Consider the following 16,090-nt stretch of genomic DNA (forward strand, 5'->3'; position numbering starts at 1 on the left):
AGAGGGTTAAACCAACATATTCCTGCACTTAATTTACAATAAAAAAGCCTGACGAAGTATCAGGCTTTAAACAGGCAATTAAATGTTTAGCAGCTAAAACATGTATTTCACATCAATACCTGCTTCTAAACCTCGATCAATACGACCAAATGGTGTGCCTAAAATGTCTGCCGTCAGTCCACCTAAGCTCAACATATAGCGTTCATCAAGTAAATTTTTCCCCCACAAACCAATTTCTATGTCGTCACCATCATTTGTCCAAGATATTCGAGCATTTAAGTTTTTGGTGTCTTTAAAGTAGGCAGGCACTGCTTTTTTGTAATCCTCTAATCCAGCTTGACTGGCATTATTATTTTCTAAAAATACATAATCGATATGGAAGTTCGTGGTTCCTACTCCGAAATCTGGCATCCAATCAAGGGTTAAGGTGTAATTTAAGCTAGCATCCACACTACTTTTTTGTGCGGTAATAAAATCACCTTCCCCGTTATAAAAATCGGGGGTATGCGTATCGGTTGAGCGTATCTCACTCACCGCGCCTAGTGTTAAGCTGTCAGTAGCAAACCAGCGAATATCAATTTCTAGTCCTGTTACTTCTTTATCTATGCTAATAATCGTAGGTACAGCAGCAGGGCTTCCCGGGACTTTAGAGCTAATAGAACTTTGTAAATCGGTAATTTCTAGAAAATAACCACTGATGTTAGCTACAACCTCACCCCAAACAATCCCCTTATAACCAAACTCAAGATCTGACGTGTTCTCTGGTGCAAATGCTTCCATGCTAGGCTCTAGTGAATCATAACCACCTGATTTATAACCCGTAGAGTAAGATGTAAAGAGCATGTGATCATCGGTAAATTGGTAACTGGTAACTAAGCGACCTGTGACTTCATCCCACGTATCTGAGGCAGCTAAATTTGCTTGCGGAAAAACAATATTACCAATTTGTTCTGAATTACCAAGTCCTGGTGCCATCATTTCTACAACCTGATTAACCGGCACACCTGAAAAATCATTCAAAGGGATTAACCAAGTAAAGTCTTTTTCATCTCTCGAATATCGAAGACCACCAATAACATGCCACTTATCAGTAAGTGCATAATCAACGTCAGCATAAACACCCCAGTTAGTGAACTCGCCAGTGTTGTTGACACTCTCTTGCCAAAATTGACCTGCATAGCCAGGACCAAATACTTCAGGAATATACACTTGGCTGCTGCCTACCAAAGCAGGAAGTTCAGCAGAAATCATGTCGTAAGTTAAATTTCCCGTCATTTCAATTAACTCAGGAGTTAGTGGTGTCCCTGGAGGTACCAAGCCTAATCCCACTAAAGCTCCGATAATTTGATCTTCATAACCTAAGCCGATGAGTGTTCGCGACCAATCATCTGAATTCCACATATGATCCATATCGTCTAAGCCCATTGATGACTTAAGAGTACTTACTGCTCCATCAAACGTAACATCAGGTCCAAAAGCAGCTGATGCAGCAGCATCAGTGTTACCACCTATCATTTGAGCAACTTGTGCGCTTACTAGACCATTAATTTGATTGTTTAAATCGCCAGTAATTAATCGCGCCGCAGTATCGGTAGTAATATTGAGCTCTGTTGTTTGATTAACATTCTCTTTAGAGTATGAAAAACCGGTAACCGCATTTACATTATCAGTGACGTAGTTAAACTGTAATTCAGTGTATAAAATATCAGAGTCTTCATTATTTGAGGTATCGAAATAGCGCGTTATATCCGCCGTGCCATCTTCATCTTCGCGATTTTCTGTTTGCCAATCTCGATAGCTCAACACGTATTTCATCGATAATGTATTATTAAAGTCATGATTTAATTTAGCCGTTATACCGTACATATCTCGAGATTCAACACCGTTACGTACATCGTTCTCTGCTTTATCATTAAAAGGCGTTTTTCCGCTATTATAAGCATATTCACTCACCCCTACCGCCATTGGTGGCGCCTGCTCTAAATCGTCAATATCATAAGAAAGTTGAAAATTAGTGCTTTCACTAATGTCCCACAATAACGATAATCTCGCGGCGTTATGTGCTCTTTCACCTAAGTCCCACACTTTATTACCATCATTCCAAGCTGGTGTTGCAATGTTTTCTACTATGCCATCTTGATTGTTTGTTAGTACGTTGGCGCGCATATAAAAATTATCGGTAATTGGAATATTGATCATGCCTTCATAACGTTGCAAGTTATCAGATCCAAGAGTGGCCTTAATAAATCCATTAAAGTCGCTGTCAGGACTATTTGGCACCATATTAACAACACCTACAGCGGCATTTCGGCCAAACAAGGTGCCTTGGGGACCTTTTAATACTTCTACTCGTGCCATATCGGAAAAAATAACGTTTTGTGCTGCTCTTGGCATATAAACATCATCATAAAATGTTGCAGAAGATGGATCGCCGCCGACACTAATATTTGGGCTTGAGACACCACGCATTGTGACACCCGCCTGTGTCATATTGCCGTCGCTAAAATCAAAACCCGGAATAAACTTGTCAATATCGCTTAATAAAACAGAGCTACTTTCTTCAATGGTGTCTGCAGATACGGTCCCAACGGTTACCGGTACTTTTAAAATATTTTGCACTCGTTTTTGGGCCGTCACGGTAACAACCTCTATTTCAAACTCTTTCTGCTCTTGCTCAGCTTCGGCTGCCGTCAACCATAGTGGAGTAAGTGCGAGAGCTGAAATAATAGCTTGGGCAACTGAGTGTTTCTTCTTGGGTACTGAGAATTGAAGATTTTGCGATATTAACGTCATAATTTTTCCCTGCTTGTTTGATTTATTTATTTTAAATTTTTGTTTTATTATTATTTTCTAACTTTATAAACTTATCGAATGGCATTTCTAATTACCTCATTAACTATATGTCATGACTAATTTAAATTGCTTACGTATTTTTCAAAACAACTGACGAAATTCTAAAATAAGCTAAGTGATTATTAAAAAAACACCACAAAACAGATTACTTCAATAGATGAAATCGTTTTTATCCTGACAAAATTAAAACAGTATCCTTGTCCGAAAACCGCCAGTCAGTTACACTTTTTTCCGCTATGATGTTTGCTAATTGAGGAATTATTAATGTCGACCACGCAAATATATCAACAAGCAAGATTAAGCAGAGATGCTCGGTTTGATGGCAAATTTTACACTGCAGTAATAACAACAGGCATATTCTGCCGTCCAGTATGCCCTGCTCGCCCACCTAAGCCTGAAAATGTTCGTTACTATTCCAATGCGATGCAAGCACAAGAGGCAGGTTTTAGACCTTGCTTACGCTGCTTACCCGAACTAGCCCCGCAAGCCTCACCGCCCATAGAAATTAAAAAGCTATGTAAAGCGTTAGAGTCTGGCATTAAACTGCCAATACTAAGCCAACAATTTTCTTTAAGTGAACGGCAAATTAGGCGTTTATTTGTGAAACATTATGGATTATCGCCAATAAAATACTTAGCAAACCAAAAGTTACTTCTTGCTCGACGACTTTTAAAAACAACGCAACTTAGCATTACCGATGTTGCTTTTGCGTCGGGGTATTCAAGTGTTAGGCGCTTTAACGAAGCAATTAAACAAGCTTACCAGTGCAGCCCTAGCGATTGCAGAAAAGAAAGTAACCCTACCAAGCTCGCTTATATTGAAGTCTCCCTACCTTATCGTGAGCCTTTTGATTGGCCGCTAATGTTGTCGTTTTTTCAAAAAAGACAATTGGTTAATGTTGAACATGTCAGTGACAGTGAATATTGTCGAACGATTAGCATTAACGGCTGTAAGGGTTGGTTCAGTGTTAGTAAAACTAATAACAAAAGTGCCTTGTTACTTAAAGTACAACTTGAAGACTACCGATACCTTAACAAAGTAATTCAAGGGGTTAGACAAATGTTTGACCTTGATACAGACATGCAACAAATTCACAAAACCTTAATAAAGCATCCAAGTTTAGCCAAAGTGATTGCACAAACACCTGGTCTGAGATTGCCAGGGTGTTGGGATATTTTTGAGTTCTCTATCCGTGCCATTTTGGGACAACAAATATCGGTAAAAGGTGCTACTACTTTAGCTAATCGTATTGCTGTAAAGTACGGCAGTTTATGTGCCGATAATCCATATGGTTTAACGCATACTTTTCCTTGTGCTGATGAATTATCAAAGGCAGAGTATCAAGATATTGGCTTAACTCGCTCGCGTATTAGTACACTAAAAAATTGGCTTGAATTTTATCAACAAGACGAACAAATTTTTCACTACTACGCCTCTCTTGATGCATTAGAACAACAACTAATTAAGATAAAAGGCATAGGTCCTTGGACTGTCAACTACCTAGCAATGCGCGGCTTAAGCGATCCTGATGCTTTTCCAAGTGCTGATTTGGGCATAATTAAAGCGTTAACAGTTAACGATAAAAAGCCAACCAATAAAGACATACTCGCATTAAGCGAACAATGGCGGCCTTGGCGAGCCTACGCTGCTATTTACTTATGGCAATCTCTAGCGATTGCGCCAACAAAAAATTAATAACAGGCATCACTTATGTATTACACCTATTATCAGTCACCTTTTGGTGAAATTGCACTCACCGCAACAAATGAAGGTTTAACCAGCCTACAATTTGTGCAAAGCGCCTTACCCGTAGTTGTTGATTCAAAAGCAAAAGAAAGTAAAACGCCCTTTACTCAAGTGTGCGAACAACTTGATCAATACTTTGCTAAAGAGCGTAAACATTTCGATTTACCCTTAGCTCAAGTCGGTACACCTTTTCAACAAACCGTTTGGCAAACGCTATGTACCATTAAGCAAGGTGAGACAAAAAGCTATGCTTGGTTAGCCAAAGCAATAAATAACGAGAAAGCCATCCGCGCGGTAGGCAGTGCTAATGGCGCAAACAGAATAGCATTAATAGTGCCTTGTCATCGCGTTATTGGCAGTAATGGAAAGCTTACTGGCTATGCAGGAGGCTTAGGGTTAAAGGCAAAGTTACTGATGCATGAAGGTGCACAATTTAAGGTGTAGAAGTCTTCAGGTTAATTAATAACGTTAGTTTTACTTAACGTCTATTAATTAATGTAATATCAATATGTTAAAAATACTATTAATAAAGTTACAGTTAACTGTCACTTTTTAGTTAAGGAAACCTACTATGTTGAACTGGTTATTAGTTTTATCACTGAGTCTACTCTCGGTCGCTGCAAATACAGCGGAAACGTTGGTTAAATTCCCTGCCGTTGAAAAAAATGTCGCTTACTCGAAAGTTGCCGGATTATCATTTACAGCAGCAAACGAAAAAATTCTCTATGGAGAAGACACTGAACAATACGCACTACTTTGGCGTACGAAACAAACTCAAGACAATGCAGGGAAGCCGTTGGTTATATTGTTGCACGGTGGATGCTGGTTAAGCGCTTACGATATTAAACATTCATATGCGTTAAGTACAGGTTTAGCGCAAGCAGGCTTTAATGTATGGTCGATAGAGTATCGTCGTAGTGGCGATACCGGAGGTGGCTGGCCTGTATCTTTTGATGATGTAAAAGCGGGAATTCTTGCCTCTAGTAGTTTCAATAAAGGTGAATTTCAACTGAGTAATTCAATAGTAGTGGGACATTCTGCTGGTGGCCATTTAGCATTACTTGCTGGTGGGGTAATCAGTCAACTTAAAGGGGTGGTAGGTCTCGCTGCGATTACCGATATTGAAGCCTATGCTAAGGGAGGTAATAGCTGTCAAAAAGTGACTAAAGACTTTATGCTAGGTATGCCGACAGATAAGCCTACTGAGTATGCATTAGCAAATCCAAGTAAGCAGCCATTACACGCTAGCAGCATTATTCTCCATGGTAATAAAGACAATATTGTCCCTCCTTTTAAATTAAGCCAATTAAATAGAAAAGTTATTATGTTAGATGGCGTAGGTCACTTCGACTGGATCCACCCTGGTTCTGAGGCTTTTAGTACTCTCACTCAAACCTTAAATGGATTATAAAATGAATTATGATGAAGTTACCGCTTTAGATAAGGCGGATTCTTTGGCACCTAAACGTCTTGAGTTTGATTTACCTGACAATACAATTTATTTGGATGGGAATTCACTAGGAGCTCTGCCCATAGCGGTAAAATCAAAAGTGGCTGATGTCGTGAGCCAACAATGGGGAAGTCATTTAATTAGCAGCTGGAATAGCCATAGTTGGATTGATCTTCCAATTAACGTAGGTGAAAAGATTGCACCACTGATTGGCGCCGCTCAAGGGCAAGTCATTTGTTGTGATTCTACCTCTGTTAATTTATTTAAAGTGTTAAGTAGCGCACTGAGCCTTAATCCAGAGCGCAACCTTGTATTGTCTACTCAAGATAACTTTCCTACCGATTTGTACATGGTACAAGGGTTAAGTGATTTATTAGGTCCTGACTTATGTCAGCTTCAGCTCGTACAAGAGCAACACATAGAACAACACCTCAACGATTCAGTCGCCGTATTGTTATTAACTCAAGTTAATTTCAGAACCGGACAACTATTAAATATGGAAAAGCTAACTCGACTTGCTCATGACAAAGGGATCTTGGTGGTTTGGGATTTAGCCCATAGCGCGGGCGCTTTACCAGTTGAACTTGATAAGTGTAATGTAGATTTTGCTGTAGGTTGTGGTTATAAATATTTAAATGGTGGACCAGGCGCACCTGCCTTCTTATATGTGGCCAAACGACATCATGCGTTAGTCAAACAGCCACTATCTGGATGGATGGGCCATGCAGCACCTTTTTCTTTTGATAGTACATACAAAACAGCAAAGAATATTAATCAGTTTCAGTGTGGTACACCTTCTATAATATCCCTGAGTGCTTTAGATAGTGCTCTTGATGTTTGGCAGGATGTTGATATGTTGCATATTAGAAAAAAATCACTAGCGCTAAGTAATGTTTTCATTAAGCTTGTTCAAAAGCATGAATGTTTACAAACACTACAGTTGTGTTCTCCTGCAATAGAAAGCGAAAGGGGTAGTCAACTGGCTTTCTCGCACGAAAACGCATTTGCTATTTGCCAAGCCTTGATTGAAGAAGGTGTCATTGCTGATTTTCGCGCACCAAATATATTACGTTTTGGTTTTACCCCTCTTTATACTTCGTTTGAAGACATATGGAAGGCTGTGACAATTTTGGCTAATATTATAAAAAGTGACTTTTACAAAGAACCTCGATTCAGTTTAACCGTAAAGGTAACGTAAAATAGCTTTAATTATAGTCGACTCGAATATTATCTGATGTAACAACGGTTACATCAGATAATTGGTCTTTATTCTTCCCTATTAATCGACGATCCAAGAAACTTGCTTTTGTTTGCCATTTCGTAAAAAACGAAAGACAACTTGATCCCCTTTTTTATACTCTGCAAAGCGCTGTTTAACTTTAATAACCGATTCAATATCCGTTAATGTGTAATTACCGACACTAAGTAAAATATCCCCACCAAGTAACAGGGGTACTCGACCAATCATTACGTTTAAATTTCCACCTCTAAAACCTAATTTGTCGGCGAGTGTTCCAGGAATAACTTGCTGAATTAAAAAGCCGTGTCCTGAAGAGTTATTCAATGCATTGGATAATTGTTCATTTAATAAAAATGGGATAAACCCTGAGAAATGGCTCGGAGCACTGTTTATTACATCGTGTACCGTATCGATAGACACCGCAAAGCCTAAGCCGTTACTACCGCCTGACTTTGAAAGTATATGACTAACGATACCTGTCACTTCACCATCAAGGTTAAACATAGGTCCGCCAGAATTCCCCATATTAATAGAAGCGTCGGTTTGGATAAAACGTGGAACAATGCCAGTGCCGGGAATAGCTTCACGATCGCGAATACCACTTAAGTAACCAACCGATAAGCTATGACTAACACCTAACGGTGCACCAATAACAAGTAACTGATCGCCTACGCTGTAGCTTCCAGCCTTAGCTAATGATGCAGGTTCAAGGCTTTCAGGTACTTGAGCCGCTTGTATCATCGCTAAATCAATTAATGAGTCGACCCAAACCACGTGCCCTGATGTTTTAGTACCATCGGCAAAATTAACTTCTATTTCAGTGGCACGGTCAACAACGTGCGCAGCCGTTAAAATACGGCCGCCTTTACTAATGAGTACACCTGAACCAAGTGAATCTTTGGTAGTCGCTTTATATTTCACCTGCCCTGGAACCGGCTCTGAGAGTGCTTTTACATGAAGCTCTACCACGGTATTATTCATCGTTTGATAAAGTTTTTGTATGGTATTCTCTGCTTTAGTTGAAAAAGATAAAGCAGCCACGATTAACAATAGAATAGCTCTTAACATTAAAATTCCCTGTGTATTTGATATTTGTTATTACTATAGATATATAGGTAACAGTTTACTTGCTTTTATAAGTACTTTTTAGCTTTAGTTGAAATAATGTATTAAACAAGTGTGAATCTAGTTAAACTAACATTAATTATATATTTATTTAAAAGTATTGGGCATTAGTGTGGAATTTATTGTTGCGGCTGCGTTAGGAGTTTTAATTTGGCTTATTTGGCAATTAGTGCAAGCTAAACGATTTACCCAATTTAAGCACTGTCTTGAAAATGAAATTAAACCTAAAGTGTTTGCTCATATTATTAATGAGCTTAACGAAACACGCTCAGAAACGTTTCCCAATAATGATGTTCATCAAGCGGCAACACTGTATTTTTGGGGCCAATATAACAGCAGGATTTTACAAGCGGCATTAATCAGAGAGATTGTCGACGAGCAGTGGTTAAAAGATACTGGCAACATGAAAAACAGCCAGCATCTTTTTTTTATTGAACGAGATAAGTTACTTTAATACTCAGTACTAATCTTTACGAGTAAACTGGATATCCCACACACCATGGCCTAAATTTTGCCCACGATTTTCAAATTTAGTTAACGGACGAGAATCAGGACGTGGCACATAATCATTTGTTGAAGACAAGTTAGTAAACCCTTGCGCACTTTGCATATCTTCTAACATACATTCAGCATAGTTTTCCCAGTCTGTTGCCATATGAAAAACACCACCAACTTTAAGTTTTTGACGGATTGTTTCAACAAAATCTGCCTGCACGATACGACGTTTATGATGCTTCTTTTTATGCCATGGATCAGGGAAGAATAGCTGTACAGTTGTTAAGCTTTGAGCAGGAATACAATCAGCAAGAATTTCAATGGCGTCATGTTCATATACTTTTAGGTTTGTTACATTATTTTCTTGTGCTGTAGCAATACAAGCCCCAACACCAGGGCGATGCACTTCAATACCAATAAAGTTAAGCTCGGGCGCTGCTTTAGCCATCTCAACTAAAGATTTTCCCATGCCAAAACCAATCTCTAAGACCACGGGATTGTTATTCCCAAAGACTTTAGCGAAATCCAGTAAGCCATCACTATGATTTAACCCCATGGTAGACCAATGCTCTTCTAACGCACGACCTTGAGCATTAGTTAACCGCCCTTCGCGCTTAACAAAGCTGCGCACTTTACGGATATATTTACCTTCTTTTTCCGCCTGCTCAATTGTTTTATGAGTACGGTTTTCATTTTCATTATCTGTCATATCTTTTTCTTTTAAAAATGGGGGGGTTAGAGGCTAAAACACAAATCAATGTTTATTAAGCAACGCAGCATAAAAGCCATTGATGACGCGTAAAAGTTATTCGGCCCACCATACGTCATACAATTCGCTAACACTTACTGAAGTAGCACCGTTTTCATTCAACCATTTTTCAACGATGCTGCGATGTTCATCTGTGCATTTACCTAATTTTTGAGTACAGATAATTCCGTGCCATAGCAGATCACCTTCGCCACCAAAGCCTAAGCCATTTGGTTCTATAACTTCATTGAAAAATTTCACGATAAATGCGTCTATTCCTTCACTGTCAGTACCTTCTGGCAATTTCCATGCAAGGTCAAAACCTAACTCTTGGTATTCATCAACACGTAATTTTTTTCTCAATCGACGATTACGGTTTTTAGCATTTACTTTCATATTTATATCCAACATTAATTTACATTGTGCGCATTTTACCTCACAAAACTCATTAGTCCAATAATAAGGCATTGAGTGATTTACTATGGCGTTGATTATTTACTTTAACTCATTAAAAATCGCGTATTTTGCATAGTCAGGCGACTATAAGTTAGCTAGACTAGCCGACATAAAACACTAATAAAATTTATTTATGCATAATGCTGTTCCACAAGTAGCTATATCCTCTTCTTCAGCTAAGAAATTTAGCGATAACATGCTTAACTGGTATCATAAACAAGGACGTAAACACCTGCCTTGGCAGCAAAATAAGACACCTTATCGAGTTTGGGTTTCAGAAATAATGCTGCAACAAACGCAAGTCGCTACCGTTATTCCTTATTATCAACGATTTATGAAAAGTTTTCCTAGCATTGAAGCGTTAGCTAATGCTGATGAAGACAATGTTTTACATCACTGGACAGGTTTAGGGTATTACGCTAGAGCACGTAACTTACATAAAGCCGCAAAAATTATTTCAACGGACCATCAAGGACAATTTCCTGAAGACATTGAACAAGTCATTGCCTTACCAGGCATTGGTCGCTCAACTGCTGGTGCTATTTTAAGTTTATCGTTAAATAAGCACCATGCCATTTTAGACGGTAACGTAAAACGCGTATTGGCAAGGTGCTACCTAGTTGAAGGTCACAATGCTCAAGCAAAATTTGAAAAAGCTTTATGGCCAATTGCAGAAGTCTTAACACCGAGTAAAGAGGTAAATTTCTTTAATCAGTCGATGATGGACTTAGGTGCGATGATCTGTACTCGTAGTAAACCATTGTGTGAGCAATGCCCTTTACAAACGACTTGTTTAGCAAATGCAGGTAATGAGCAGTCTAACTTTCCACAAAAGAAACCTAAAAAAGTAACGCCTGTGAAGTCAACCATTATGATTATTCCGCGTTTAACATCAAAAAAAGGCGAGCAATTATTAATGGAAAAAAGACCACCCACAGGTATTTGGGGCGGATTGTGGTGCTTTTTAGAAGTTGAAAATCGCGCTGAAATAGGATCACTGTTAACAACACGTGGCTTAGCAGCAATTGACCAACAAGATTTACCTTCTTTTAGACATACCTTTAGCCACTTTCATTTAGATATTCAGCCAATCGTTGTTGATTGTAATTTATTAAATCCCCAAGAAATAAACGAAAACAACCATCAACAATGGTATGATCTCAACATTGAAGAATCAGTAGGCCTTGCAGCCTCAACACAAAAATTAATTAGCTTGCTTAAAGCATAAACTTACTCAATTTAATAAAGAGACAATATTATGAGCAGAACTGTATTTTGCCAAAGCCTAAAAAAAGAAGGCGAAGGATTAGACTTTCAACTATACCCTGGCGAAGTGGGTAAGCGTATTTTTGACAATATTTCTAAAGAAGCATGGGGCGTTTGGCAAAAAAAGCAAACCATGCTCATTAACGAAAAGAAAATGAACATGATGAATGCCGACGATCGTGCTTTTTTAGAAGCGGCCATGATTGCTTACCTTTTTGAAGGAAAAGAACCTGTAATAGACGGTTACGTTCCACCAAGTAAGTAAAAACACTACAAAACAAGGACGTGTAATGAATGTTTTTCTATTACTCGGCGCTGCTTTAAGCGCTATTGTGGCAACACTACATATCGGGTGCATTATTTATGGTGCACCTTGGTATCGTTTTTTTGGCGCAGGCGAACAAATGGCATTACTTGCCGAGAAAGGCAGTTTGCAGCCCACCATAATTACTTCTTTTATTACTCTAGTACTGTATCTCTGGTCTTTTTACGCATTATCAGGCGCAGGAGTCGTCGCAAAAATGCCATTATTAAAATGGGCACTTTGTGCAATAACAGCTATTTACCTACTTAGAGGCATACTCGGCTTTTTATTAATTAACAACCCACTTGGACGCAGCCCCGAGTTTTGGTTATGGAGCTCTGCAATTTGCCTTAGTTTTGGCATTATCCATTTAATTGGTTTAAAACAAACCTGGACTAGCCTTTAAGAAGCATCGACACTTAATGGGGTTCCTTATGTAGTATACGATATGCTTTGGTCAACCCTCGCTGACACGTTAATTTTACCTTATAGCATTAGCATGCAATTAAAGTATGACAATTTAACGGTAAATAAATCGAGATACTAACTAATACACGTTAGTTACTTTTCTCCTTCCTGACTTTCACCCCACGCTATTTTAATTGCAAACATTAAAAATCAGCCAACTTTTGCCGCTAAAACCAACGAAAAGATGAAAAAAACGCCAAACGATAAATTATTAAAAAAAAAGGGTTGACGTAGAAAGAGAAAAACAGTCTAATAGCGCCCGTCTTCAAGGCAAAGCCAAAAAAGACAAATTAAAGATAGCGCCCCGATAGCTCAGTTGGTAGAGCAGAGGATTGAAAATCCTCGTGTCCCTGGTTCAAATCCGGGTCGGGGCACCATTTTTAATAAGACTTCAGAGTTACTGTTTAACCATAAACATTAACTTGGTGCCAAGATAAATAAGTACATTATATTTATCGCACACAACTTTGTGTGCCGACTTAGCTCAGTTGGTAGAGCAACTGACTTGTAATCAGTAGGTCGCCAGTTCGACTCCGGCAGTCGGCACCATTCCTTCGTAGGAAGCATCAAGCCCTAACTTCGGTTAGGGCTTTTTTGTTTCTATCGTTTAATGGTTTTCAACTCAGACAATTGCCTCCCAAGTTGTTGTTTAAAAAACTAGTTGGCTGGGTTAGGCACTCGTACGGGTGGTGCTGGCTGTGCTTTTATCGGCGATTTAAAATCTTTTAGGCCATGTAAAGCTTCTGTTATCGCACGATCTAACTGAGGGTCTTGCCCTTTTATCGTATATTTTGTCCATTGCTCCACATTAATGTCTGGAGCGACACCTTCATTTTCTACTTTCCACTGCCCTTGCATATCATAGAAACCTGATCTTGGTGCCGTAATATGACCACCATCAATAAGCGGAGGTACGCCCCATATACCTACTAATCCTCCCCATGTGCGTTTGCCTATTAGCTTACCTAATTTATAGTGTCTGAACATATAAGGCAGCATATCACCACCAGAGCCTGAGACTTCATTAATTAACATGACCTGAGTCCCCCAAATACCAGCACCAGGGCTGGTCATAGGATTAGCTTTAGCGAACGGATTATTGAAAAAACCATTAAGTTCACGCCTTAAAACATCAATAATATAATTAGCAATATACCCACCATGATTAAAGCGCTCATCAATAATCACCCCTTGTTTGTCGGATTGTGAATAAAAATAGCGATTAAAAGTGTGGTAGCCATCTTCTGCTGTATTAGGCACCCAAACATACGCCAATTTGCCACCCGATTGTTTTTCAACATATTGACGGTTTTGTTCAACCCAATCATTTCTTCGAAGATTAGTTTCATTGGCAATAGGAATAACATTGAATGTTTGAACAGCTTTGTCCTTTTTAGAGTTACCTACGGTTATGCTCGTTTGTTGCCCTAACGTGCCTTGAAAATACTGATAAATATTTTGTTTTAAATCTATCTTATTGCCATTCACCTCAAGCAAGTAGTCACCCTCATTAATTTTATGAGCGACTTTGGCTAATGGTGCCTGATTATTTTGTTCCGCAAAATAGTTTTCACCTGTATAAATTTTAGCTAAACGTACGCCTTTGTTGTTAATTTCAAAATCAACACCGAGTAAACCAACATAATTTTTACCTTTTTGTGGTAATTCTCCTGTGCTGGTATATGAGTGACCAATTGAAACTTCGGCGCCAATATTATCGAGTAGGTAAGTAAGGTCGGCTGGGTGCTTAACCGATTGCACGAGTGGGCTGTATAGTTGGTAAACTTCATTCCAGTTAGCTCCGTGATAATTATCAACATATAAATAGTCACGCTGATATCGCCATGCTTCTCTAAAAATTTGTTGCCATTCTTGTTGATAATCAACCAATTTTGGTAAGTTCAACTTTAGTACTTTATCGTCTTTTCCTGAACCTGCTGAACTACTAAATACACTCCAGCTAGCGTTCGCTTTTGATAACAAAGATTCACCATTGCTTGATAATTTGTACGACTCTACATCACTGGCGATAGTTTTTAACTCTCTTTTTTCCAACTCATACCGAATCAAATCTGTTTTAGTTTCACCTGAATTATTGGTAAATTGGGATAAGTAAAATAACTCTCCCGACTTCCCTGCTTGTAGCTGACTAAAGTGCCCTAGCTCTTTAGATAAAGGCAACACTCGCTTTGTTAAACCGTTAAAATCAATGGCAACGGTAACAGTTTCTTTCTCTTTATCTTCACTGCCATCTTTTGAAGACTTTTCTTCTTTTGAATCCGTAGCGGCTTCTTCCTCATCAGACTTTTCTAATAAAGGAGAGTCATGTTTACTCGTTAATAGTGCATAATAAATTTGAAACTTAGGGTTAAAAGCAATAGTTGACATATCTAACCATGCCGCTTTAGGACCGTAATCTATACTTGCTAGAAAATATAAGCGTTCGCCTTTTTTATCCCACACGGGTGAGCGTACTTCGGCAATACCTTCAGTTACTGTATAACTTTTTCTGTCATCAACAGAGTAAATAAAGAGTTGGCGAAACATATTATTGGTTTGTTTAGTATAGGCAACCCATTTACTGTCAGGTGACCAAGACGCCATTGCGGATGGTTCTAGGTGAGTAATAGTATTTTGGTCAATAATTTTAGTGCTGCCATTTTCTACATTAGCGACCCAAAGCTGCTGAAAATTATCGCTAAAAATTAAACGATTATTATCTGGTGACCAGTATAATTCACCGTAAAACCCTTTTTCTGCTAGTTTGATCTCTTTCGCAATTTTGCCTCGCTGATCTGCAATAATAAGACGGTACTCACCAGAGTCATCACTCAACCAAGCAATGGATTGACCATCGTGAGACCATGCTGGTGAAACCTGACGGCTTGCCGAACTATCGGTTAAATTACGTGGGCTACCATGCTCAACTGGCACGGTAAAAATATCACCACGGGCTGCAAATACAGCGCGTTTAGCATTAGGTGAAACATCAAATTCGGTAAGATGATTCTCGGCATTAACATATTTATTTCTTGCCCAATAAAAATCACCTTGCACATTAATGGCTATTTTCTGTGGTTTAGCATCACCCGCTTGCAAATAAAGATCACCATGGTATTCATAAACAAGGTTATTACCGTCAATGGTATATCCCATTACATCAAACTTTTTGGATTGAGTAACTTGTGATACTTGCTTTGAGCTTGTCGAATATTTAAAGACATTAGTGACTTTTTTACGGTTAGATAAATAATAGATGTCGTCACCTTGCCAGTGAGGCTCTATGTCAAAATCATTATCAAATGGCAAATCGTATTCAGCCATATCATCCAATTTAATTACCCGTAGGGCTTGATTTTGTCCTCCACGATAATTACGCCAGCCTTTATCCCAAAAACCCGCACGACGAAATACCAACTGTTTTCCGTCAGGCGAATAACTACCACTGTAAGCTCTATTCATAGGAAGTAACTTTGGATTTCCGCCGTTAATACTAATAGTGTAAAGTCGCTGCCAACCTCTTGGGGCATTGTTTCTTCCGGTATTAAACAACACACGTTTACTGTCAGGTGACCAACCAACAGCTTGGTCATTCGTTGGATGGTAAGTTAGCCGTTTAACTTCCCCCCCAGAGCTACTGACTAAATAAACATCATTATTTCCGTTATACTCACCAGTAAATGCTATCCACTTGCCGTCGGGTGAAATTTTTGGTGAAGACTCCTGCCCTTGAAAGCTGGTAATTCGAGTTGCATTCCCCCCCTTTAATGAGACTTTCCAAATATCGTTAGCATAGGTAAAGACAAGTAAGTTATTGTTTAATGTAGGCTCGCGTAAAAGCTGTGTCGCGTTACTTGAATAGCTAAAAGCTAGAAATAAGCCGTACAGCAGGAACGTAAAAAATTTCATGTGAATTCCTTGTTAATTATTGTTTTTTCC

13 protein-coding genes, 2 tRNA genes and 1 pseudogene are annotated in these 16,090 nt (G+C 38.9%); 11 read left to right on the forward strand and 5 right to left on the reverse strand.

The window, feature by feature from the left end; genetic code table 11:
* Positions 1-93: 93 nt before the first annotated feature.
* Positions 94-2,793 (reverse strand): TonB-dependent receptor, encoded by a 2,700-nt coding sequence (locus AC27G3_RS00360; protein WP_487117835.1) that lies wholly within the window; start codon positions 2,791-2,793, stop codon positions 94-96.
* Between the two features lie 324 nt (positions 2,794-3,117).
* On the opposite strand from AC27G3_RS00360, the gene AC27G3_RS00365 reads away from it, so the two are divergent.
* The 4 genes from AC27G3_RS00365 (at position 3,118) to kynU (ending at position 7,247) form a co-directional block, all read left to right on the forward strand.
* Complete coding sequence (locus AC27G3_RS00365; RefSeq protein WP_487117836.1) at positions 3,118-4,548, forward strand: DNA-3-methyladenine glycosylase 2 family protein; 1,431 nt, start codon at positions 3,118-3,120, stop codon at positions 4,546-4,548.
* A gap of 15 nt (positions 4,549-4,563) precedes the next feature.
* A complete protein-coding gene (locus AC27G3_RS00370) occupies positions 4,564-5,043 on the forward strand; it encodes a methylated-DNA--[protein]-cysteine S-methyltransferase (protein ID WP_487117837.1) in 480 nt (159 codons plus the stop codon).
* 127 nt (positions 5,044-5,170) lie between these two features.
* Positions 5,171-6,010, forward strand: a complete 840-nt coding sequence (locus tag AC27G3_RS00375; RefSeq protein WP_487117838.1) for an alpha/beta hydrolase family protein — start codon at positions 5,171-5,173, stop codon at positions 6,008-6,010.
* A gap of 1 nt (position 6,011) precedes the next feature.
* On the forward strand, positions 6,012-7,247 hold the full coding sequence (gene kynU / locus AC27G3_RS00380; RefSeq protein ID WP_487117839.1) for a kynureninase: 1,236 nt from the start codon (positions 6,012-6,014) through the stop codon (positions 7,245-7,247).
* Positions 7,248-7,328: 81 nt separating this feature from the next.
* Here the strand turns inward: kynU and AC27G3_RS00385 are convergent, their stop codons facing one another.
* Positions 7,329-8,357 (reverse strand): S1C family serine protease, encoded by a 1,029-nt coding sequence (locus AC27G3_RS00385; RefSeq protein WP_487117840.1) that lies wholly within the window; start codon positions 8,355-8,357, stop codon positions 7,329-7,331.
* A gap of 169 nt (positions 8,358-8,526) precedes the next feature.
* Here AC27G3_RS00385 and AC27G3_RS00390 point away from each other — a divergent pair, with 169 nt between their 5' ends.
* Positions 8,527-8,868 (forward strand): hypothetical protein, encoded by a 342-nt coding sequence (locus AC27G3_RS00390; RefSeq protein WP_487117841.1) that lies wholly within the window; start codon positions 8,527-8,529, stop codon positions 8,866-8,868.
* 9 nt (positions 8,869-8,877) lie between these two features.
* Here AC27G3_RS00390 and trmB read toward each other — a convergent pair whose 3' ends face one another.
* Together trmB and AC27G3_RS00400 are read right to left on the reverse strand one after the other, a co-directional pair.
* Entirely contained in the window at positions 8,878-9,618 is a 741-nt protein-coding gene (trmB, locus tag AC27G3_RS00395; protein ID WP_487117842.1) for a tRNA (guanosine(46)-N7)-methyltransferase TrmB, read from the reverse strand.
* Positions 9,619-9,714: 96 nt separating this feature from the next.
* A complete protein-coding gene (locus tag AC27G3_RS00400; RefSeq protein ID WP_487117843.1) occupies positions 9,715-10,053 on the reverse strand; it encodes a 50S ribosome-binding protein YggL in 339 nt (112 codons plus the stop codon).
* 193 nt (positions 10,054-10,246) lie between these two features.
* Between AC27G3_RS00400 and mutY the strand changes: the two genes are divergently transcribed.
* The 6 genes and pseudogenes from mutY to AC27G3_RS00430 all read left to right on the forward strand — a co-directional run bounded on the left by mutY (position 10,247) and on the right by AC27G3_RS00430 (position 12,700).
* Positions 10,247-11,341: an A/G-specific adenine glycosylase gene (gene mutY / locus AC27G3_RS00405; protein WP_487117844.1), complete on the forward strand. Its 1,095-nt coding sequence runs from the start codon at positions 10,247-10,249 to the stop codon at positions 11,339-11,341.
* Positions 11,342-11,371: 30 nt separating this feature from the next.
* On the forward strand, positions 11,372-11,644 hold the full coding sequence (locus AC27G3_RS00410) for an oxidative damage protection protein (protein ID WP_487117845.1): 273 nt from the start codon (positions 11,372-11,374) through the stop codon (positions 11,642-11,644).
* Positions 11,645-11,669: 25 nt separating this feature from the next.
* Entirely contained in the window at positions 11,670-12,089 is a 420-nt protein-coding gene (locus AC27G3_RS00415) for a hypothetical protein (RefSeq protein ID WP_487117846.1), read from the forward strand.
* Positions 12,090-12,113: 24 nt separating this feature from the next.
* A pseudogene (locus tag AC27G3_RS00420) lies at positions 12,114-12,230 on the forward strand (hypothetical protein); the annotation flags it as partial.
* Between the two features lie 222 nt (positions 12,231-12,452).
* Positions 12,453-12,528 (forward strand) — tRNA-Phe (locus tag AC27G3_RS00425).
* Positions 12,529-12,624: 96 nt separating this feature from the next.
* Positions 12,625-12,700 (forward strand) — tRNA-Thr (locus tag AC27G3_RS00430).
* Between the two features lie 108 nt (positions 12,701-12,808).
* On the opposite strand, the gene AC27G3_RS00435 is transcribed toward AC27G3_RS00430, so the two are convergent.
* Positions 12,809-16,060 carry a S41 family peptidase gene (locus AC27G3_RS00435; RefSeq protein WP_487117847.1) on the reverse strand — a complete coding sequence of 1,084 codons (3,252 nt, stop codon included), beginning with the start codon at positions 16,058-16,060 and terminating at the stop codon, positions 12,809-12,811.
* Positions 16,061-16,090 lie beyond the last annotated feature (30 nt).

Source organism: Colwellia sp. SU-HH01217, from assembly GCF_057543495.1.